16 protein-coding genes are annotated in these 20,774 nt (G+C 43.5%); 13 read left to right on the top strand and 3 right to left on the bottom strand.

Translation table 11 applies throughout. From position 1 onward, the window contains the following. The first annotated feature begins 199 nt into the window (after window positions 1-199). Window positions 200-1,345 carry a hypothetical protein gene (locus ZOBGAL_RS05935; RefSeq protein ID WP_046287792.1) on the top strand — a complete coding sequence of 382 codons (1,146 nt, stop codon included), beginning with the start codon at window positions 200-202 and terminating at the stop codon, window positions 1,343-1,345. A gap of 106 nt (window positions 1,346-1,451) precedes the next feature. On the opposite strand, the gene ZOBGAL_RS05930 is transcribed toward ZOBGAL_RS05935, so the two are convergent. Continuing rightward, window positions 1,452-3,026 carry a RagB/SusD family nutrient uptake outer membrane protein gene (locus ZOBGAL_RS05930; protein ID WP_013992618.1) on the bottom strand — a complete coding sequence of 525 codons (1,575 nt, stop codon included), beginning with the start codon at window positions 3,024-3,026 and terminating at the stop codon, window positions 1,452-1,454. Window positions 3,027-3,036: 10 nt separating this feature from the next. Then, entirely contained in the window at window positions 3,037-6,162 is a 3,126-nt protein-coding gene (locus tag ZOBGAL_RS05925; protein ID WP_013992617.1) for a SusC/RagA family TonB-linked outer membrane protein, read from the bottom strand. A 346-nt stretch (window positions 6,163-6,508) separates the two neighbouring features. Between ZOBGAL_RS05925 and ZOBGAL_RS05920 the strand changes: the two genes are divergently transcribed. The 7 genes from ZOBGAL_RS05920 (at window position 6,509) to ZOBGAL_RS05890 (ending at window position 14,978) form a co-directional block, all read left to right on the top strand. After that, window positions 6,509-7,543 (top strand): LacI family DNA-binding transcriptional regulator, encoded by a 1,035-nt coding sequence (locus tag ZOBGAL_RS05920; protein WP_013992616.1) that lies wholly within the window; start codon window positions 6,509-6,511, stop codon window positions 7,541-7,543. A 73-nt stretch (window positions 7,544-7,616) separates the two neighbouring features. Beyond that, a complete protein-coding gene (pgmB, locus tag ZOBGAL_RS05915; protein ID WP_013992615.1) occupies window positions 7,617-8,279 on the top strand; it encodes a beta-phosphoglucomutase in 663 nt (220 codons plus the stop codon). A 35-nt stretch (window positions 8,280-8,314) separates the two neighbouring features. Continuing rightward, complete coding sequence (locus ZOBGAL_RS05910) at window positions 8,315-10,618, top strand: glycoside hydrolase family 65 protein (protein WP_013992614.1); 2,304 nt, start codon at window positions 8,315-8,317, stop codon at window positions 10,616-10,618. A gap of 3 nt (window positions 10,619-10,621) precedes the next feature. Further along, window positions 10,622-12,400 (top strand): alpha-amylase family protein, encoded by a 1,779-nt coding sequence (locus tag ZOBGAL_RS05905; protein WP_013992613.1) that lies wholly within the window; start codon window positions 10,622-10,624, stop codon window positions 12,398-12,400. Between the two features lie 60 nt (window positions 12,401-12,460). Continuing rightward, complete coding sequence (locus ZOBGAL_RS05900) at window positions 12,461-13,156, top strand: glycerophosphodiester phosphodiesterase (RefSeq protein WP_084724339.1); 696 nt, start codon at window positions 12,461-12,463, stop codon at window positions 13,154-13,156. Further along, the gene (locus tag ZOBGAL_RS05895) at window positions 13,156-14,442 is read left to right on the top strand and encodes a BaiN/RdsA family NAD(P)/FAD-dependent oxidoreductase (RefSeq protein WP_013992611.1); all 1,287 of its coding nucleotides are present in this window, start codon (window positions 13,156-13,158) and stop codon (window positions 14,440-14,442) included. Before ZOBGAL_RS05900 ends, ZOBGAL_RS05895 begins: the two co-directional genes overlap by 1 nt. Then, complete coding sequence (locus ZOBGAL_RS05890; RefSeq protein WP_013992610.1) at window positions 14,439-14,978, top strand: DUF1697 domain-containing protein; 540 nt, start codon at window positions 14,439-14,441, stop codon at window positions 14,976-14,978. The genes ZOBGAL_RS05895 and ZOBGAL_RS05890 overlap by 4 nt, the downstream gene beginning before the upstream one ends. Before the next feature lie 7 nt (window positions 14,979-14,985). Here the strand turns inward: ZOBGAL_RS05890 and ZOBGAL_RS05885 are convergent, their stop codons facing one another. Next, window positions 14,986-15,459 carry a TspO/MBR family protein gene (locus ZOBGAL_RS05885; protein WP_013992609.1) on the bottom strand — a complete coding sequence of 158 codons (474 nt, stop codon included), beginning with the start codon at window positions 15,457-15,459 and terminating at the stop codon, window positions 14,986-14,988. Between the two features lie 92 nt (window positions 15,460-15,551). Between ZOBGAL_RS05885 and ZOBGAL_RS05880 the strand changes: the two genes are divergently transcribed. From ZOBGAL_RS05880 to ZOBGAL_RS05860, 5 genes are all read left to right on the top strand, one after another. Further along, entirely contained in the window at window positions 15,552-16,637 is a 1,086-nt protein-coding gene (locus ZOBGAL_RS05880; protein WP_013992608.1) for a diphosphomevalonate/mevalonate 3,5-bisphosphate decarboxylase family protein, read from the top strand. Window positions 16,638-16,919: 282 nt separating this feature from the next. After that, window positions 16,920-17,858 (top strand): mevalonate kinase family protein, encoded by a 939-nt coding sequence (locus ZOBGAL_RS05875; protein WP_013992607.1) that lies wholly within the window; start codon window positions 16,920-16,922, stop codon window positions 17,856-17,858. Window positions 17,859-17,870: 12 nt separating this feature from the next. Beyond that, the gene (locus tag ZOBGAL_RS05870) at window positions 17,871-18,776 is read left to right on the top strand and encodes a geranylgeranylglycerol-phosphate geranylgeranyltransferase (RefSeq protein ID WP_013992606.1); all 906 of its coding nucleotides are present in this window, start codon (window positions 17,871-17,873) and stop codon (window positions 18,774-18,776) included. Further along, window positions 18,776-19,726, top strand: a complete 951-nt coding sequence (locus ZOBGAL_RS05865; RefSeq protein WP_013992605.1) for a carbon-nitrogen hydrolase family protein — start codon at window positions 18,776-18,778, stop codon at window positions 19,724-19,726. The genes ZOBGAL_RS05870 and ZOBGAL_RS05865 overlap by 1 nt, the downstream gene beginning before the upstream one ends. 25 nt (window positions 19,727-19,751) lie before the next feature. Beyond that, window positions 19,752-20,597 carry a pseudouridine synthase gene (locus tag ZOBGAL_RS05860; protein ID WP_046287369.1) on the top strand — a complete coding sequence of 282 codons (846 nt, stop codon included), beginning with the start codon at window positions 19,752-19,754 and terminating at the stop codon, window positions 20,595-20,597. Window positions 20,598-20,774: the final 177 nt, after the last annotated feature.

The following is a 20,774-nucleotide window of genomic DNA, read 5'->3' as shown; positions in this document are numbered from 1 at the left end:
GCATGAATGCCGTGTCGGTTTGTTTTATCGATTGCCTATGCCCTTGCCAAAAGTGTATTGGGGTAGGGAATGGCGTTGAAATCAATGGGGTAAATGTATATTTTACGCTTTATTCTTAGTACTTTAACCCTTCTTTAACGGTAGCTATAACGGTTAAAGCAGATTTGAAACTACCTATTTTATTGTATTCTTCATGCATTTGAGCGAAAAACTTGAACAAGAGATTGTTTCTAAAATTAAGGAAAGTGAAACCTTTAAAAACGCCCCGACCAGCAGAGGGCTACTTCAGTATTTGTACGAGGCGACCAAGAAAGGAACCCATTTAAAGGAAGCCGTAATAGAACTCGAATTCTTTAAGGATAATCAGGTCGAAGAAAAGAACAATCCGAGGGTCAGGGTCAATATATACAACTTGAGAAAAAAGTTACTGGCCTATTACGAGAGCGAGGGCAGTGCCGAAGCTTGGCAGTTAAAAATCGATAAAGGGCAGTATAAAGTGCGGTTTGTCAAGAAACAGGTGTCGGTAGGATGGGCAAAAAAAATAGGCTGGAGGCAAGTACTCCCGTACGGATTGTTGCTTCTTGCGTTGGTAGCCTTGTTGGTGGCCTACATGCCTCCTAAAACACCATCGCTATGGAGGTCTTTTCTCGGTTCCGGTGCTTCTACCAACCTTGTTCTTGGAGATCACTTTGGGGCTATGGGACAAACCTTGACCGGGGGGAAGGGGTGGACCCGTGATTTTGAGATCAACAATATTGATGAATTCTACGATTTATTGGAAAGAAAACCCGAGTTGAAGGGGATGCTCCATCCTGCGAAGTACAGTTACACTACCCGTATGGCGGCAATGGCCTCGCAACGGTTTCAGCAGTTTTTTCAGCGCTATGACAAAGGGTTTTCCATCAGGTTCTCTACCCAGACTACCTTGCCTGAAATCAAAGAGGGAAATGCCATTTATGCCGGGCCTTTGAAAAACGAGAACCAATTCATAGGTTTTTTTAACGATGCTAACCCGTTTTTTACCTTAACATCGCGAACATTGGTGCTTTCGGGGCATCCTAGCCTAGAGGATACCTCGTGGAGCATGGGGTCTACCTTGGTAGATGAAGAATATGCGATTGTCTCAAAATACCCGAGTATTGGCAATACCGAACACTTTGTGTTTTTCTCCCAACACGATATCGGTGTGAGTGCTACTGCGGAATATTTTACGGATAAGGATAGTCTTCAGAAGTTCGAGGCCGATCATCTGAAGGGGAAAAAGTATTTTACGGCCCTGTTCAAGGTCAAAGGACAGCATAGGGTCGACACAGATTTAAAATTGGAAATGGTCGTTGGCTTTTAATAGTTGTGAAAGGCTGTTTTTGAAGTAGGATATATTTGCCTCTGTTATAAAAAAAAAGGCCCCGACTGTTAAGTCGGAGCCTTTTTAAACACTTAAATCGTAAACTCTAGTATCCTGGATTTTGAACTAGGTTGGGATTGGATAGAAGAGCGGTTTCGGGTATCGGAAACAAGTTCGTCGTTTCATCTCCACTAACTTCTTTCAGACTCCATGGAGCGGTGAATTGACCAAAACGAATCAAATCGTTTCTTCTCCAATATTCTAAAAACAATTCTCTTCCGCGTTCGTCTAAAAGTTCTTGTTCATCTACCGAAGTTAAATCAGGAGTATCGGCTCTCTTCTGTCGTAATTCATTGACGGTAGCAGTGGGATCTTGCCCCATGCGCATCATTGCTTCCGCTTTCATCAAATGGGCATCTGCAAATCTGAACATGATTTGATGTTTTCGGAATGAATTGATTTGATCTTCCTCATCGGTAGGGTCGTATGGGTGGTATTTGATGACCCTTACGCCTTCTACCTCGGTGTTACCCACTAGGGCAGGAATTTCTTTGGTAAAGACCAAGGGATCGCCTTGACGATTGGTAAGAGGGTTGCCGTTTTGATCGTATTGCTGACCAATCAGGAAGCCATATCCTATGCCCAAGTTTTGATTGTTGGCGTTATTGGCGTCAGGTACAAAACCTCGTCGTTCTTCTTGTCCATCACCTACGTAGTTTGTATTTGGGGCTCCTTCAAAGCTGTTGTAAAAATCGGAAAGGGTGGTAAACCCGTTCCAACCACCACCATCATTATCAGGTGAATTTTGGCTGTAGTGTAGGGTGTTCCAAATACGTGATGCTACCTCACTGTTCAGATGCCAGATTGTTTCGGTGTCATCTGTGGGTTCAAAAATCTGGAAATATCCTTCTTGCAATGCAAAACCTTTTGCCTGAATCGCATCTACGGCATCGATTACTTTTTGCATATCCGCATTGTCAAATGTTCCGCTACCATTGTATATGGCCGCGTTAAGATAGAGTTTAGCCAATAAGAAATTAGCGGCTTCTTGAGAAGCTTTACCCGTATTTTCGGTGCCGGGCGTAATTGATTCTAGATTGGGTAGGGCTTCGAGTAAATCGGTTTCAACAAAACTGTAAGCTTCGCTTCTACTCATTACTTTTGGATTTACATCCGGACCTTCATCAACACCTCGGAAAGGTACTGACCCGAACAAATCCATAACAAAGAACATGTTAAAGGCACGAAGAAACTTGGCTTCTGCCAATACGGAATTAGAGGGGTTACTTTCTATAATTTCCGTTGCCCTAAAAATATTCTGGTTCAAATTGTTCCAAGAGTTCTTAACGAACAGGTGGGCAGGTGTCCAGGTATGGGTGTGCAACTGTCTCCAGATTCCGTTATCTCCCCAATCCGTTCCCCTTGTAGGTACAAGAAGCTCGTCAGTGGAAACCTCGGATAGGGCATACATGTTTTCTTGGGTTTGAAAATCTCCTCCTACTTTGTTGTAAAGGTCGTTAAGTGAAGACTCCGTGTTGGTTAGTCCTGTAAAGCCGGTGGCTCCCGAATCTTTACTGATTAAAGAGTCCGTCTCCTCTATTTCCAAGTCGGTACAAGAGACCAGCAGGGCGACTGTTAAAGCCGAAAGTAATACGGGCTTGAGTTTTATATATAGTTTCATATCTGTTTTTTTAAAAAGTTACGTTAATTCCAACCGTCAATGTTCTTGGTCTTGGAAAAGAACTGTAATCGATGCCGGCAATAGGCAATCCGTTAAGAAGGTCTGCGCCTGCAGGGCTAACGCTAACTTCAGGGTCAAGACCACTATAACCGGTAATTACGAATAGGTTTTGAGCGTTTAGGCTCAATCTCATAGTGTCGAAACAACCCTCTCCTGATAGAGGTACGTTATAGCCGATAGATGCATTTTGCAGTCTTACGAAATCTCCTTTCTCTAAAAATCGGGTAGAGACCGATGCTTCGGCAAATCGACCTTCTTCGCCTGCAAGTCCTACAACATCTTGGGTTACATTATTTCCACTACCAATAGCCCCACCGGTAAAGAAGGCGTTTGCTGTATTGTTGTAGATATAATTTCCAAACTGACCGTTGAAGTATAAGGAGGCATCCCAGTTTTTATAATTCAAGCTTGTTGAAAAACCACCGGTAAAATCGGGAAGGGCACTTTTACCTACAAATTTTTGATTGTCATTTCCGCCTTCGTGAATAGGGTTTCCATTTTCATCAAAACCTATGAATTCACGTAAATAGAATGAGAACAAAGGTTGACCGGAGGCCAAACGTTGTGCAAAGGCGTTTGAAAGACCTGCACCGCGAATGGTTCCTGCGGCAATCTGTCCATCAAAATCCTGTATCTCATTTTTGTTATATGCTATGTTGAAACCGGCAGACCAATTAAAATCTTCGGATTGTACAAAGTCGTAATTCAAGGAGAATTCAACCCCTTGGTTCAACACCAGTGCATCTAAGTTCTGAAAGAAAGTAGGCTGTGGCGATGGTTGCGCTGCTTCTATGTTCAAGAGCAAATCTTTGGTTTCCTTACGATAGAAATCAAGACTACCGTTTAATCTGTCATTTGCAAAACCGAAGTCGAGACCAACACCATATTGTGTCGTTTCTTCCCATTTTAAATCGGGATTGGCAAATTCAACGGTTGTAATTCCCGGAACATTAATTTCTCCTGCGTCGTTTATGCTGCCAGTCGAATATCTCTCCCTTCGTACGAATCGGCCATAACCAAGACCATCTTGGTTACCGGTAATACCGTAATTCAGTCTAAGTTTTAAGGTAGAGACCGCATCGCCAATGAAATCTTCCTCATTGATTTTCCAGGCAAAGGCTCCGGAAGGGAATATACCGTACTGGTTATTATCTCCGAATTTAGAAGAGCCATCCGCCCTTACTGTGGCGGTAAATAAATACTTATCCGCTATAGTGTAATTGACCCGGGCGAAAAATGATTGCAATTCGTCGGTATTATCAAAGGTGTCGGTAAAAATAGAGCTAACCGGAATGGAAGCGTCCCCTAAAAATTCGGTTTGGGCCGAAGGGAATAAGCGGTTGACAAAAAGACCGTCCGGTACATCGTCGCCTCCTACATCAGCCGCGTAGCCATATTGCTGATAAGAACCTGAAAGTTGCGACTCTAGAATGTCTGAAGCATTCGATAGGTCTCGGGCCATGGAATTCAAATCGGTTGTCGAGTAGCCCCAACCTTCAACATTTCTTCCTCTTACATTAAAGTCTTGGAATGAAAAACCACCCAGTACATCTAAAGTCGAGTTTTCAAACTCCGTTTTGTAGTTTACCGTAAATTCGAACAAACGGTTTTCATTGATAAGGTCGTTTAAAGCGCCACGGCCATTGCCGGCGGCACCTCTTGCTACATTGAAGGAGTTAGCGTTCAATGACGCTTCTCTTGTCGCGTCCGCCTTATCATAACCGAAGGTTGCCTTGGCGGTCAGGTTGTCAAGAATGTCGTACGAGGCGGAGAAGTTGACCAAGTAACGGTTTGTGTTGTTTAAACTTTGCCAGTTTTCAAGTAAGTTCAAGGGGTTGATTCTATCCCCAGGGTTAAAGCTTGAGCTCGCTGGCCAAGTCGGGTTCGCCGAATATGCAGAACCTAAAAGGTCACCGGTAGAGCCGGCACTACCACTTAATGGAGGGGCTTCATCGTTAACCCTTGATATGGTACCTTGTAAATCTAATCTCAATTTATCGTCTAGAAGTCTTTGAGAGATATTCAATCTACCCGTAATACGCTCTTGCGATGATTTTTTGATAACACCGAATTGCTTTCCGTAATTGAAGGTGGCCCTTACGTTACCTGAGCCATAATTTTGGGAATAGGCCAAGTTGTTATTGGTAGAGGCTGCGCTTCTGGTAACCAAATCCTGCCAATCGGTATCATTGCCGTAATCGGTAGCCGATCCGCCGAAAGCGTCTACGGCAGAAAGAAACTGTCTTCTGTTAAGCAGGTCATATTCTTCTGCAGGTTCTGAAAAACTTAGGTCGGAAGAAAATTCCCAAGTTCCACCTTCGGCGCCTCCTTTTCCACTCTTGGTCGTGATAATTACAACACCGTTGGCACCCCTTGAACCATAAATGGCTGTAGCAGAGGCATCTTTCAATACACTCATACTTTCAATATCGTTGGGGTTAAGGAAGCTTAATGGGTTTCTGGCCGAACTGGAACCTACACCAATATTGGTTCCTTCCGAAGAGGTATCCCCAGAGGGCAAGGGAACACCGTCAACAACGAATAATGGGTTGTTGTTCGATCGTACCGAAGAAGTACCTCGAATACGAATCGAGACACCCGAACCAGGTTCACCACTTCCTTGTGAGATTTGTACACCGGCAGTTTTACCTTGGATCAATTGTTCCGGGGAAGAAATAACCCCCTTGTTAAAGTCTTCGGAGGTTACTGAGGCAACCGATCCCGTTGCATCCTTTACGGTTGTTGAACCGTATCCTATAATGACCACTTCGTCCAAAGCTTGGGCGTCTTCCTGTAAAGTTACGTTGATCGTAGATTGGCCGTTTACAGGTATTTCTTGAGAAGCATAACCAATATAGCTGAAAACCAAAGTAGCGTCTTCGGGCACTCCGCTCAAGGTGTAATTTCCATCAAAGTCCGTTTGTGCCCCAGTGGTGGTGCCTTTTACCACAATACTTGCTCCCGGTAAAGGGCCACTGGCATCGGAAACGGTTCCCGATACGTCTTGGGCCTGTGCTATGCCAAAGCTTAAAAAAGCCGCAAGCATAACCAGGTTTTTTAGTAGCGTAATCTTCATAAATGAATTGTTTTAAGTTGAGTTAATTAGAGTCTTAAAAGTTAAATATATGTAAAAACGAGGTTAATTTTCGTACAGGGCGACTCGTCCAGACTACGAAAACGGTTTCGTGTTGATAACTTTTTTATTATTCGATACTAATAATAATTGTATCGAATAAATATCAAATTAATAATAAGTGAAGGTTGAAAACGGGGAGTCGGTATGTGAATCAAAGATACATTTTTCTTTTGAATAGAAAAATGGCCCAAATTAGAGCGTAAATAGTTAAGATTGTTAAAAATTATGGAACATTCTTGTTTGCCCATATTATAGTTTAATTTCACTACATAAAAGTTATTAAGATTTGAAGCGAAAAATCACTCTAAAACAAATAGCAAGAGAATTAGAGGTATCTATCTCCACGGTTTCAAAAGCGTTAAAGGACAGTAACGAGATAAGTAAAGATACCAAACAGAAGATACAGGCCTTTGCCAAACTGTATAATTATAGACCAAACAACATAGCCTTAAGCTTAAAAAATAGAAGGACGAAGAATATAGGGGTCATAATTCCCGATATTGTGCATCACTTTTTTACCACTGTGTTCAGGGGCATAGAAAAGTATGCCAATGCGCGGGGTTACAACGTCATCGTCTGTGTGTCGGACGAATCTTATGATAAGGAGGTGGTAAATATGGAGCTGCTCGCCAATGGGAGTATCGATGGTTTTATAATGTCGATCTCTGCCGGAACACAACAGAAAAACGACTTCCATCATTTAAGGGAGGTCATGGATCAGGGCTTTCCCTTGGTGCTGTTCGATCGGGTCATAGATGGGGTAGAATGCGATAAGGTGGTGATGAACGATGAGGAAATAGCATATGAAGCTACCTGTAAATTTTTGGAAGAAGGAAAAAAGAAAGTAGCTTTGGTGACTACCGAGAGTTATTTTAATGTAAGCGAAAAAAGGGCGGAAGGCTATAGGCGGGCCCTAATTGAACAAGGTGCCCATTACGACCCCAAACTCACTCTTGTGGTGCCTTTTAGGGGCGGGGAAGAATCGTGTATCGAGGCCTTTTTTGTAGAGGAAGAGTTCGATGCCGTATTATGTGTAAACGAGGTCTTTGCGGTTCAGGTTATGGGTATAGCACAAGAAAAAGGATATAGGGTGCCGGAAGATATTTCGGTTATTGGTTTTACCAATGGCCTTTTATCGCGATATTCCTCCCCAACATTGACCACCATAGCGCAGCACGGTGAGCGAATGGGGGAAGTTGCCGCGGAAATGTTGATCGAAAAACTTGAAAATGAAATCGGGTTTGAGGAAGAGGAAACCTATAGGACCGAGATTATAGAGGCTACCCTAATAGAACGAAACTCTACGGGCAAGAAAAAGTAAAATGGCCAGACACCTAACAGTGGCTGGGTCGGGTTGATGTCGGTTGATTTATAATTAAAAACATTAAAATTATATGGGAGCATCAGCGTTTATATTTGATCTTGACGGAGTCATTGTCGACACCGCAAAATATCATTATTTGGCTTGGAAAAAACTGGCCAATGAACTTGGATTTGAATTTACAAAAGAACAGAACGAACTCTTCAAAGGGGTAAGTCGTAAACGATGTCTTGAGATTCTTCTTGATATAGGGGGGATTACCGCTACCCAAGAACAGTTTGATCGATGGATGGTCGAAAAAAATGAGGACTATCTTGAGTATATAGAAAAAATGGACGCTTCGGAAATTTTGCCCGATGTGCCCAAGGTCATAGGTTTTCTGAAGGATAGAAATATTCCCATTGCCCTAGGTTCGGCAAGTAAAAATGCACGCCCTATTTTGGAAAAGGTCAAACTTTTACCTTCTTTTGATGCCATTGTTGATGGTAACGATGTAAGCAAGGCAAAACCGGACCCCGAAGTGTTTTTGATCGCGGCCCGAAAATTGAATGTGGCCCCCGAAAACTGTGTCGTATTTGAAGATGCGGTTGCGGGCATACAGGCGGCCAACAATGCCGATATGATAAGCATTGGTATCGGCGATGCCCAGATTCTTTCTGAGGCGGATTATAATTTCAACGACTTTACCGAAATGAGCCTTGCTTTTCTTGAAAGCTTGACATCGGTTCAAGCTTAAGTTCATCATCTTTTTACCCTTAAAACTTTAATCATATGCAAGAGTATATAAAAGCCGACCCCTGGTCGATAATCGAAGAGGGGTTTGATAAGGAATTGGTCAAGTCTTCCGAAAGTATTTTTAGCATCGGCAACGGGGCTATGGGGCAACGGGCCAACTTTGAGGAACAGTATTCGGGAGAAACCTTTCAAGGTAGTTATATCGCTGGGGTTTACTATCCCGACAAGACCCGTGTCGGGTGGTGGAAAAATGGCTATCCCGAATATTTTGCAAAGGTTTTAAATGCGCCTAGTTGGATTGGTATAGATGTTTATATCAATGGCGAAGCCCTAGATCTGAACACTTGTAAAAAAGTAGACCGATTTAGTCGGGAACTGAATATGAAAGAAGGTTGGTACCTCCGTGTTTTTACCGCTGTGCTGCCCAATGGCACGCAGGTGTCGGTAAAGGTTACCCGTTTCTTGTCACTTGATTTAGATGAGGTAGGGGCCATCAATTATGAAATCACCCCCGAAAATGCCGATGCGGAAATTAAGTTTGTTCCCTATTTAGATAGCGGTATTACCAACGAGGATTCCAATTGGGACGATAAGTTCTGGAACACCACCTCGGTCAGATCCGAAGCGGGTCAGGCCTTCATAGAGGCCCATACAATGAAAACCCATTTCGAGACCTGTACGTTTATGGAAAACAGATTGTTCCTCAATGGCCAGGCCTTGATCGCTAAGCCTGCGGAACATACGGCCGATATGCGCGTGGCCCATGAGTATGTTCAAATGGCCAAGCAAGGTGAGACTTTGTCGCTCCATAAATTCGGAGGGTATACCGTGTCGAGAAATCACCAGGCCTCTGCTTTGGTAGAAGCCTCAAGAACAGCCTTGGGCAAAGCTTTCGAATTGGGTTTCGATACGCTTCTCGAAAAGCAAAAACAGGCATGGGCCAAAATTTGGGAAATGAGCGATATCACGATTGCAGGCGATATTAAGGCGCAACAAGGTATCCGTTTTAATATTTTTCAGTTGAACCAAACCTATCTGGGAAAAGATTCCCGGTTGAATATTGGCCCTAAAGGGTTTACCGGGGAAAAATACGGAGGTAGCACCTATTGGGATACCGAAGCTTATTGTATCCCTTTCTATATGGCCACCAAAGACCAGAACGTTGCCCGGAGTTTGTTGAAATACCGGTACAACCACCTTGAAAAGGCTATCGAGAACGCTCAAAAATTAGGTTTTTCCAATGGCGCCGCCCTTTATCCCATGGTTACCATGAACGGGGAGGAGTGCCATAACGAATGGGAGATTACTTTTGAGGAAATCCACCGTAACGGGGCCATAGCTTTTGCTATTTACAACTACTATCGGTTTACGGGCGACTATTCGTATATCCCTGAAATGGGACTTGAAGTGCTTATTGGCATCGCGCGTTTCTGGCACCAGCGGGCGAGCTTTTCAACCGCAAAGAACAAATACGTTATCTTGGGGGTTACCGGACCCAACGAATACGAGAACAATGTCAACAATAACTGGTATACCAACTATTTGGCCAAGTGGTGCATCGACTTCGCCGTAGAGCAGTTGCAGAAAGTCGAAGACGGCTATAACGATGACTACCGTAGGGTAATAGGAAAGACCAAATTGACCGATAGCGAAGTTTCACAATGGAAGAAGGTGGCCGGTAATATATACTTTCCATATTCCGAGGAAAAAGGCGTGTTTTTGCAACAGGATGGCTTTTTGGACAAGGAGTTGATTACGGTCGACCAGCTTCCTAAAAACCAGAGGCCTATCAATCAAAAATGGAGTTGGGACCGCATTCTTCGCTCCCCATACATCAAACAGGCCGATGTACTTCAAGGCTTCTATTTCTTTGAAGACCATTTTACGGAAGAAGAACTCGAAAAGCATTTTGATTTCTACGAACCTTTTACGGTACACGAATCTTCATTGTCGCCCTGTGTGCATAGTATACAGGCGGCAAAGCTCAATCGTATGCAACAGGCCTATATGTTTTACTTAAGAACATCGCGCCTAGACCTTGATGATTACAACAAAGAAGTGGAAGAAGGCCTGCATATTACCTCTATGGCCGGTACTTGGATGAGTATCGTAGAAGGTTTTGGGGGCATGCGGATCGTAGACGATAAACTTTCGTTTGAGCCGAAAATACCGGAACAGTGGGAAGCCTATTCCTTCAAGATCAACTTTAGAAACCGAATCCTTAAAGTGACGGTAAAAAAGAATAGTACCGAATTCTTATTGAACGGCCAAGATGATATGTCCATTCGCTTAAACGGCGAGCGCGTCGTTCTGAAGCCGAACAAGCTAAAAGTCGTTTAATCCATGGGCGGAAGTAAAAAAAAGGTCGTTTATCAGGTGTTTGCCAGGTTGTTCGGTAATACAAATACCAACAATAAACCATGGGGTACCATTGAAGAGAACGGGGTGGGTAAATTTTCGGATTTCTCAAAAAAGGCCCTGCAAGAGATCAAAAACCTGGGCGTGACGCACATATGGTACACCGGTGTACCCCATCATGCCGTTATCAATGACTATACGGCCTATGGTATTTCAAACGACGACCCCGATGTGGTCAAGGGAAGGGCGGGTTCGCCCTATGCCGTAAAAGATTACTACAACGTCAATCCCGATTTGGCCGATCGGCCTGAAAACAGGTTACAGGAGTTTGTCGATTTGATCGACCGTACGCATAAATCGCAACTTAAAGTGATTATTGATATTGTGCCCAATCACGTGGCGCGAAATTATGAGGGAAAATCTACACCTGAAGGGCAAGAACCCTTTGGGGCCTCCGACGATACTTCGGTAGAATACCACCGGGATAACAATTTTTACTACATCCCCAGCACGCCTTTTCAAGTGCCCGAATGGCGTGATGGTTATTTGCCCTTGGGCGGGGAAAAACATAAGGGGGTCGACCATAAATTTTATGAAAACCCGGCAAAATGGACCGGTAACGGTTCGCGTTTGGCGCAACCCGATTTTAATGATTGGTACGAAACGGTCAAAATAAATTATGGCGTACGACCCGATGGTTCTTACGATTTTGAAGTCTTGGCCGATGATTTTGGGGCAAAAGACCATAAGGCTCATTATGAGTTTTGGCAAAAAAGGTCGGTACCCGATTCTTGGGTGAAATTTAAGGATATAGCGCTGTATTGGATAGATATGGGCGTAGACGGATTTCGTTATGACATGGCGGAAATGGTGCCGGTAGAGTTTTGGAGCTATATGAACTCGAACATCAAGATGAAAAATCCGGAGGCCTTTTTAATGGCTGAGGTCTACAACCCCAACGAATACCGAAATTATATTTTTAAGGGTAAGATGGACTACCTCTACGACAAGGTGGAGATGTACGATTCCCTAAAGCACATCATGCAGGGCAACGGATGGACAGACCATATCCCCGTAGTTAAAAACGGAACCAAGGATATTGAACATCACTTGTTGCATTTCTTGGAAAACCACGATGAGCAGCGTATTGCTTCCCCAGAGTTTGCCGGTGATGCCAGAAAGGGAAAACCGGCCATGGTGGTGTCGGCAACGATGACCACGGCGCCTATCATGGTTTATTTCGGGCAGGAAGTAGGCGAGCCCGCCGCGGAAAAAGCGGGTTTCGGTGGGCCTAGCCGAACGTCCATCTTCGATTATATCGGCGTACCCCACCATCAAAGGTGGTTGAACGATAAAAAGTTCGACGGTGGGCAGCTTTCTGGAAATGAGGCGGAATTACGCGATTTCTATCAACGTTTGTTGACGTTTACGGTCAAGAGTGATGCCTTGATGGGGGCGTACCAAGACATTCATTTTTATAATAAAGACCATACCGAATATTATAACCACCATGTACTTTCCTATGTACGGTGGTCCGAAAACGAGAAGTTGATCATTATCTCTAATTTTGATGCCAACGATTGGTTCGGTTTTGAACTGAAGCTTCCTGAAAATATAGTTCGCGAATGGCAATTGTCAGATGGCGAACATACTATCGTAGATGCGCTTTACGGCGTAGAAAAAATTTTAAGGGTAGAGAATGCCTCCGCCCAGGTGCGTATCGATATCGATCCGTTGGAATCCTTTATTTTCATTGTAAAATAATATATCATGAATAAGTTGTCCGTTCTGGCTATCTTTTGTGTTTTAGTTGTATCGAGTTGTATGGAAAATAAAAAACCGCTTGTTATTGGTCACCGTGGGGCCATGGGGCATGAAACCGAGAATACCATAGCCTCTATTGAAAAAGCCATGGAAATGGGGGTAGATATGTTGGAAATTGATGTTTTCAAGATCAAAAGCGGTGAAATCGTAGTGTTTCACGACGATAGCGTAGAACGCTTGACCGATGGGGAGGGGGCAATAGAGAGCTATAGCCTGGCCGAACTGAAGGCTTTGACCCTAGAAGGTGGGCATAAGATACCCACGCTTCAAGAAGTCTTGGAGGTTATGGGGGGAAGGACCCAGCTCAATATCGAGCTAAAAGGAAGAAACACCGCGGCCGATGTAAATACCATGATGGAAGCCGCTGTAAAGACGGGGAAATGGAAGCTGGACGATTTTATCATTTCCAGTTTTGAGTGGGAGGAACTGCGGGACATGCGCGCTCTGAATACCGATGTCCGTATCGCCATATTGACGGAAGGGAATCCCTTAGGGGGGCTTGTCATTGGTGAGGACTTGAATGCAGAGGCCGTCAACCCTAATTTTAAACGGCTCACGGCTAAGAATACCCAAAAGATAAAGGAAGCAGGCTTCAAGATCTACCCTTGGACGGTAAACGACCCCCAAGATATACTGCAAATGAAACGATTGGGCGTAGATGGTATCATTACCAATTATCCTGAACGCATAGAATAATGTTCGATGTAATAGTCATAGGTGGTGGTGCGGCCGGGTTTTATACAGCAATACATATTGCGGAGGCAAGGCCCCATTTGAAAATTGCGATTCTCGAGCGTGGTAAGGACGTTTTGGGCAAGGTGAAGGTTTCCGGGGGCGGCCGGTGCAATGTAACCCATGCCGAATTTGACCCAAGGGAACTGGTAAAGAACTACCCGAGGGGAGAGAAAGAACTTTTAGGCCCCTTCCATACCTATTGTAGTGGCGATACCGTAGCCTTTTTTGAGGAAAGGGGAATAAACCTAAAAATAGAACCGGACGGGCGTATGTTTCCTACCTCCGATTCATCGCAGACCATTATTGATTGTTTTTTAGGGGAAGCGGCCCGTTTGGGTATTAAGGTTTTAAAACATAGTGCCGTTTCCGCAATTGAGTCCCTTCCCATGGAAAATCATGAAACGGCCTGGCAGATTACCACTATCAAGCATCAATATCAATGTAAAAAAGTTGTGGTCGCTACCGGAAGCAATCCCAAGATATGGAAACTTTTAAAAGATCTTGGCCACTCCCTAGTTCCTGCCGTACCTTCATTGTTCACTTTCAATTGTAAGGACAAGCGTATTTCCGGTATACCCGGGGTAAGTACTATGGCCGAGGTCGAGGTATTCGAAAATCGGGTGTATCAGTCAAAGGTCACCACAAAACTGAAAAGTAACAACGGCAAATCGGCTATTTTAACTTCCGATGGCCCCTTGCTTATAACCCATTGGGGTTTGAGCGGGCCTGCTATTTTAAAACTGTCGGCATGGGGAGCCCGTGTATTGAACGAGATGGAGTACCGCTTTAAGATTCGGGTAAATTGGTTGCCCGAATACAATTTTGAAGGTTTAATGGGGCTCTTCTCTGAAATCAAGGAAATAGAGGCAAAAAAAACTGTGCTACGAACCAAGGCGGTGGAAGTGCCCCGTCGTTTATGGACGAACCTAGTTAGGGCTTCCGATATTTCCGAAACCGATAAATGGGCCGATATCACCAAGAGCCAATTGGAGAAGTTGGCCCGTCAACTTACGGAATGTGAGTTGAAAATTGATGGGAAAAGCACCTTTAAAGAGGAGTTTGTTACGGCCGGGGGAATCGATTTAAAGGAAATCAATTTTAAAACCTACGAGAGTAAAAAATTACCTGGAATGTACTTTGCAGGCGAGGTTATCGATGTAGATGCTATAACAGGGGGCTTCAATTTTCAAAATGCATGGACCGGGGGCTATATTGCCGCACAGGCCATCGCAAATGCTTTTAAATGAAAGTATATATCGCTCTTTTAAGGGGAATAAACGTCGGTGGAAAAAAAAGGCTTCCTATGGCCGACTTGCGCACCATGTTGAATGATATGGGTTTTTTGAATGTAAAAACCTATATACAAAGCGGCAATGTGGTCTTCCAAAGTCATAAAGACGATACAGGCGGCCTTGAAGCTTCAATTACGGAACACATCAAAAGTAGCTTTGGGTTTGAAGTACCCGTTCTCGTGAAAACGAAAAAGGAATTCGAAAACCTTGTTATGGGCAATCCATTTACCGATGCAGGGGCCATTTCAAGGAAACAAGTGTATTTCGTATTGTTGAAAAACCCACCTGAAAAAGAACGGTCGGCGACTTTTGGTAGGGAAACCTATGCCAATGAAGATTTTACAATTACCGATTTTTGTGTATACTTACTTTGTAAAGCCGGGTACGGTAAGGCAAAATTGAATAACAATCGTATCGAAGGAAAATTAAAGGTTGAGGCTACTGCCCGTAATTACGGTACCATGGTCAAGTTACTGGAAATGGCCTCGTAGGGCGATGCTAGTTGAGTTCCCAAAGCTTATAGTTCAGAACGGTGGCAAAGCACACCCACAAGAGGTAGGGTACGAGCAGCCAAGCGGCGGTTTTGCTCACTACCTTGAACCATTTTATGGTCAAGGATAGCACAATGACCAGGGCAATAATTACGAAAAGGGCCCAAAGCGGTTCCTTTAATCCGAAGAAAACAATGCTCCAAGCGGCGTTGAGCAATAGCTGAAACCCGAAATGGTACAATGCCGTCTTTACCCAAAGGTGGTAAAGCCCCTTGGCCCAGACAATGCCGGCGGCCACTCCCATCATGATATAAAGTACCGTCCATACGGGGGCAAAAAGCCAGCTAGGTGGGTTGAAACTCGGTTTGTTGAGCGTAGTGAACCAATCGTTTACCGAACTTTGGGTAGCGAAACTTGATAAAAAGCCAATGGCCAGACAAATACTTATGGCAAAGGTGATATAGAGGGCTTTCTTTTTCAAAACGGGAAGCTTTAAGCTCTAAATTAGTGATTTATTCTTTTGGCTATTACAACATTTGTTGTAAAAACTATCTTTGCACAAAATATTTCCCGATGACCGTAAAAGAATTTATTCCTTCGCCCTATACTAAGCCCGTTGCATCTGGAAACACAAGGTACAAGTCTCCCAGTAACATTGCTTTGGTGAAATATTGGGGAAAAAAGGAAAACCAAATACCCGCTAACCCGTCCATCAGCTTTACATTGAACGAGTGTGCCACGGTAACGACCCTTTCATATAGAAAAGCCGATAGGCCAAACGATGCTTTTTCCTTTGAGATTTCTTTGGACGGTAAGAAAGAGGAAGGCTTCAAGCCAAAAATCAAAACGTTTTTTGAACGGGTATACCCATATCTTCCGTTTTTGAAGGAATATCATTTTGAAATAGAAACGTCCAATTCGTTTCCGCATAGCAGTGGTATTGCATCATCGGCTTCAGGTATGAGCGCCTTGGCGCTGTGCCTTATGGAAATAGAACGGAATTTGGACCCTGGCATGTCGGCCGATTTTTTCAATCGGAAGGCTTCGTTTTTGGCGCGATTGGGTTCGGGAAGTGCCGCCCGCAGTATCAAGGGTAGTTTGGTGCAATGGGGCGAACACGCGGGAACCGAGGGTAGTTCCGATCTGTACGGTATTGAATATCCTTATAAAGTCCATTCGGTTTTTAATGACTATTGCGATACCATTCTTTTGGTCGATAAAGGTCAAAAGCAGGTAAGCAGTACGGTAGGACATGATTTGATGCACAATCACCCGTTTTCAAAACAACGATTTGACCAAGCTCATGAAAACCTTTCGAAACTACGGTCTATTTTTGAGAGTGGTAATCTCGATGAATTTATTGGGCTTGTAGAAAGTGAGGCACTTACGCTTCACGCCATGATGATGACCAGTCGCCCCTACTTTATACTGATGAAGCCGAATACCCTTGAGATCATCAATAGAATATGGGCTTACCGTGAGGCAACCAAGACCCATGTGTGTTTTACCTTAGATGCCGGGGCCAACGTTCATGTGCTTTATCCTAAAAACGAAAAGGCCTTGGTGGAACGCTTTATTGCCGATGAACTGGCGGGCTATTGTCAAAACGGACAGTTCATTCACGACCATGTTGGAAGGGGAGCCCGAAAAATTAATTAAAACTTCATAATTAAAAGCGGCGGTCGCCGTTAGTGCTTTAAGAAGTACGTGCCGCTTTAATCCATAGCGGAGGAAAAAACGTATATAGGGCATGTCTTTATTAAAAGCGGATAACCAATTGGGCCAGTGATAGGTAAGAATTGTTCTTTCGATTCGACTTATTGAAAGCAAGTTGTGGGTTTTAATAGATAAAATTGTAGCTTTAATCGTGTTGTGGGGCAGAATTATAGAAGCATCAAAGGGATATTTCGTATTTTTGCAGCATATCTAATCAACTAGATAATGAAAGGACCATTGTTTTATTCTAAAATACTTCTCTTCGGGGAATATGGGATCATCAAAGATTCGAAAGGACTTTCCATTCCCTATAATTTTTTTAAGGGAGCATTGAAGACCGATGAAAATCCGTCGGATACAGCTAGGAAATCCAACGCAAGCCTTCGTGAGTACGTGGGCTATCTTGAAATGGTGCATAAAAACAGTCCTGATTTGGTTTCTTTTGATTTTGATGCGATGAAAGCCGACGTGGCCAGGGGAATGTATTTTGATAGTTCCATTCCGCAAGGTTATGGTGTGGGCAGTAGTGGTGCGCTCGTGGCGGCTATTTATGACAAATACGCGCAAGATAAGATTACGGTTTTAGAGAACTTGACAAGGGAGAAACTGTTGAGGTTAAAAGATATTTTTGGTAAAATGGAGTCCTTTTTCCACGGAAAATCTTCAGGCCTTGATCCTTTGAACAGCTATTTGAGTATTCCTATCTTGATCAATTCAAAAGACAATATCGAATCAACGAGTATACCTACCCAAAACCCCCAGGGCAAGGGTGCCGTATTCTTGTTGGATAGTGGGTCAACGGGCGAGACTGCGCCCATGGTCCAGATCTTTATGGAAAAGATGAAGCAAGAGGGTTTTCGTAATATGCTCAAAGACCAGTTCATCAAACACACCGATGCCTGCGTAGAAGATTTTGTAAGCGGTAACGTAAAATCACTTTTTGGCAACTTGAAGCAATTGTCTCATGTTGTACTCGATAATTTCAAGCCTATGATACCTGCCAAATTTCATGACTTATGGAAAAAAGGTATCGAGACCAACGACTACTACCTCAAACTTTGTGGTTCCGGTGGCGGTGGTTACATCCTAGGTTTTGCACAAGATTTGGAAAAAGCAAAAAAAGCATTGAAAGGCTATAATTTGGAAGTGGTCTACAACTTCTAAAAAGACATACACATGCTTAGTAGAAAACATAGGCTTTTACTATTAAAGGTATTTGGTCTGTTTTCTGTGGTTCGCGGCTACAATATCTTAATGGTCATTTTAGCCCAGTATTTGGCGTCCATTTACATATTGGCCCACCAATTACCGCTTCGCCAGGTAATTTTTGACCTAAACCTTTTTCTTATTGTCGTATCATCGGCCTTGGTCATTGCCGGAGGCTATATCATCAACAATTTTTACGATGCCGAAAAAGACTTGATCAATAAGCCGAGAAAGAGCATGATCGACCGGTTTATCAGTCAGCAGTTCAAGCTCAGTACTTACTTTATCCTTAACTTCTTGGCGGTCATAGCGGCAAGCTATGTTTCGTTTAAGGCCGTGTTTTTCTTTTCGGCCTATATTTTTGGTATTTGGCTGTATTCGCATAAGTTAAAGCGACTGCCCTTTGTGGGCAATTTTGTTTCCGCAACCTTGGCCATCGCACCCTTTTTTGCGGTATTCGTCTATTACAAGAATTTTGAAACGGTCATATTCGTACATGCCATGTTCTTGTTTCTCCTCATTTTGGCCCGTGAGATGATAAAAGATCTTGAAAATATAAAAGGGGACTTGGTACACAACTATAAGACCATTCCTATTTTATATGGGGGAAAGGTTTCTAAGATACTTATTTCGATTTTGATCTTGCTCACCTTGATCCCTTCCCTGTTATTGATCCTTAAGTTTGATGTAGGGTATATGAATTACTATTTTATGGCCTGTGTGCTCCTTTTGATCCTGTTCTTGGTGCTGTTGGTTAGGTCACAATCAAAGAAAGATTATGTGTGGTTGCACAACATTCTTAAACTGATCATCATCGTAGGTGTTTTTAGCATTCTCTTGATAGATGTCGACTTAGTATTAAATAGGATTTTATAATGGAAAATATACTGAAAGTGGCCATGGCCCAAATCGCCCCGGTGTGGTTGAATAAGGAAGCGACGCTTAAAAAAATAGAGGCTTGCATTCAGGAAGCCGCGGTTGAAAAAGCGGAGCTTGTGGTTTTTGGTGAAGCCCTTTTGCCCGGTTATCCGTTCTGGTTGGCCTTGACCGATGGTGCCGCTTGGGATACCAAGGTCAATAAAGAACTGTATGCCCACTACGCCAGCAATGCCGTACAGGTTGAAACGGGCGAACTTGATTCGGTATGTAAACTGGCGCAAGAGAACAAGATAGCTGTTTATTTGGGAATGATAGAAAGGGCCCGGAATAGGGGAGGACATAGTTTGTACTGTTCCTTGGTATACATTGATGCAAATGGTAAAATCAAGTCGGTACACCGTAAATTGCAGCCTACTTATGACGAACGCCTGACGTGGGCGCCGGGTGATGGAAACGGACTTCAGGTTCATCCCCTAAAGGAATTTACCGTTGGAGGACTCAACTGTTGGGAGAACTGGATGCCATTGCCGAGAACCGCCCTTTACGGACAGGGAGAAAATTTGCATATTGCCGTTTGGCCAGGGAGCGATCACAATACAAGGGATATTACACGTTTTATAGCACGCGAGTCCCGCAGTTTTGTGGTTTCCGTTTCTTCGTTGATGAAAAGGGAAGATTTTCCTGAAACGACCCCGCATTTATCTGAAATATTAAAAAAGGCACCCGAAGTGATGGCCAATGGAGGATCTTGTATAGCGGGTCCTGATGGGGAATGGTTGGTTGAGCCTGTAATAGATAGGGAAGGCCTGTTGTATCACAGCCTCGATTTTAACAGGGTTTACGAAGAACGCCAAAATTTTGATCCCGTAGGGCACTATTCAAGACCGGATGTAACGAAGCTTACCGTAAATCGGGAGCGTCAATCTACCGTAGAGTTCAAAGATTAAAGCTACCTTTGCATAAATTATAGATATGGGCAGATCAGATTCCAACAATGATAAGAGAGCCTCAGGGAGGCAAGGTGGTACTTTTCGAAAGAAGAGTTATGCTCGTGGCAATTCACCTTTAAAAAAGAATACGGAAGCACCTAAGGCGCCATCCGATCCCAACGTGATGCGTTTGAACAAATATGTGGCCAATTCTGGCGTATGTTCACGTAGGGAAGCTGATATTTATATTTCCGCGGGCAGTGTGACCGTAAATGGAAAACCGGTAACCGAGATGGGGTATAAAGTGAAAATTACCGACGAAGTAAAATTCGATGGTCGCTTGTTGAACCCTATTAAAAAAGAGTACGTACTACTGAATAAGCCGAAGGACTTTACTACTGCCAGCAGAAATGAGCAGGGGAGACGTACGGCCCTAGGCCTGATTTCCAAAGCGACAAAAACAGAGCTCAAGCCTGTTGGTAAACTGAGTAAAGATACGACAGGACTCCTGTTGTTTACCAATGACGGCGAATTGACCAAACGTCTGAACAGTCCTAAAAACGGATTGCGAAAGATTTTTCATATCGAATTGAACAAACCTTTGCGTAGTGCGGACATGAAGAAGATCCAAGACGGTCTTACCGTTGACGAGAAAGTGGTGAGGGTACAAGATATCAGTTTTGTAGACAAGGCTCCTAAAACCCAAGTTGGGATGGAGATTTTCAGTACGCGAACCAACATCGTTCAACGTATTTTTGAGACCTTGGGTTATGATATCATAAAACTAGACCGTGTGGTTTATGGAAGTCTTACCAAAAAAGATTTACCTAGGGGACATTGGCGCTACCTGACCGAACAGGAGGTAGTGAATTTGGGTATGATTAAATAATCGAATCGATACTGGAAATAGATTGGATTCGATAACCATAAAGTAAGGTTAAGGTAACTTTTGAAAGTTATAAAAGCTACATCTTTGTGTCATAGTTTATTTGTTTAAGTAAACGGCAACAAGCCTTAAGACCGATATTCGTATCGGTTTTGTCTTTTCTAGAACTTTTTTAACCGA

Origin of the sequence: Zobellia galactanivorans, from assembly GCF_000973105.1 — a bacterium.
GTDB lineage: Bacteria > Bacteroidota > Bacteroidia > Flavobacteriales > Flavobacteriaceae > Zobellia > Zobellia galactanivorans.
Note: the sequence above shows the minus strand (reverse complement) of the source record. Positions and strands in the feature narration are given on the sequence as shown.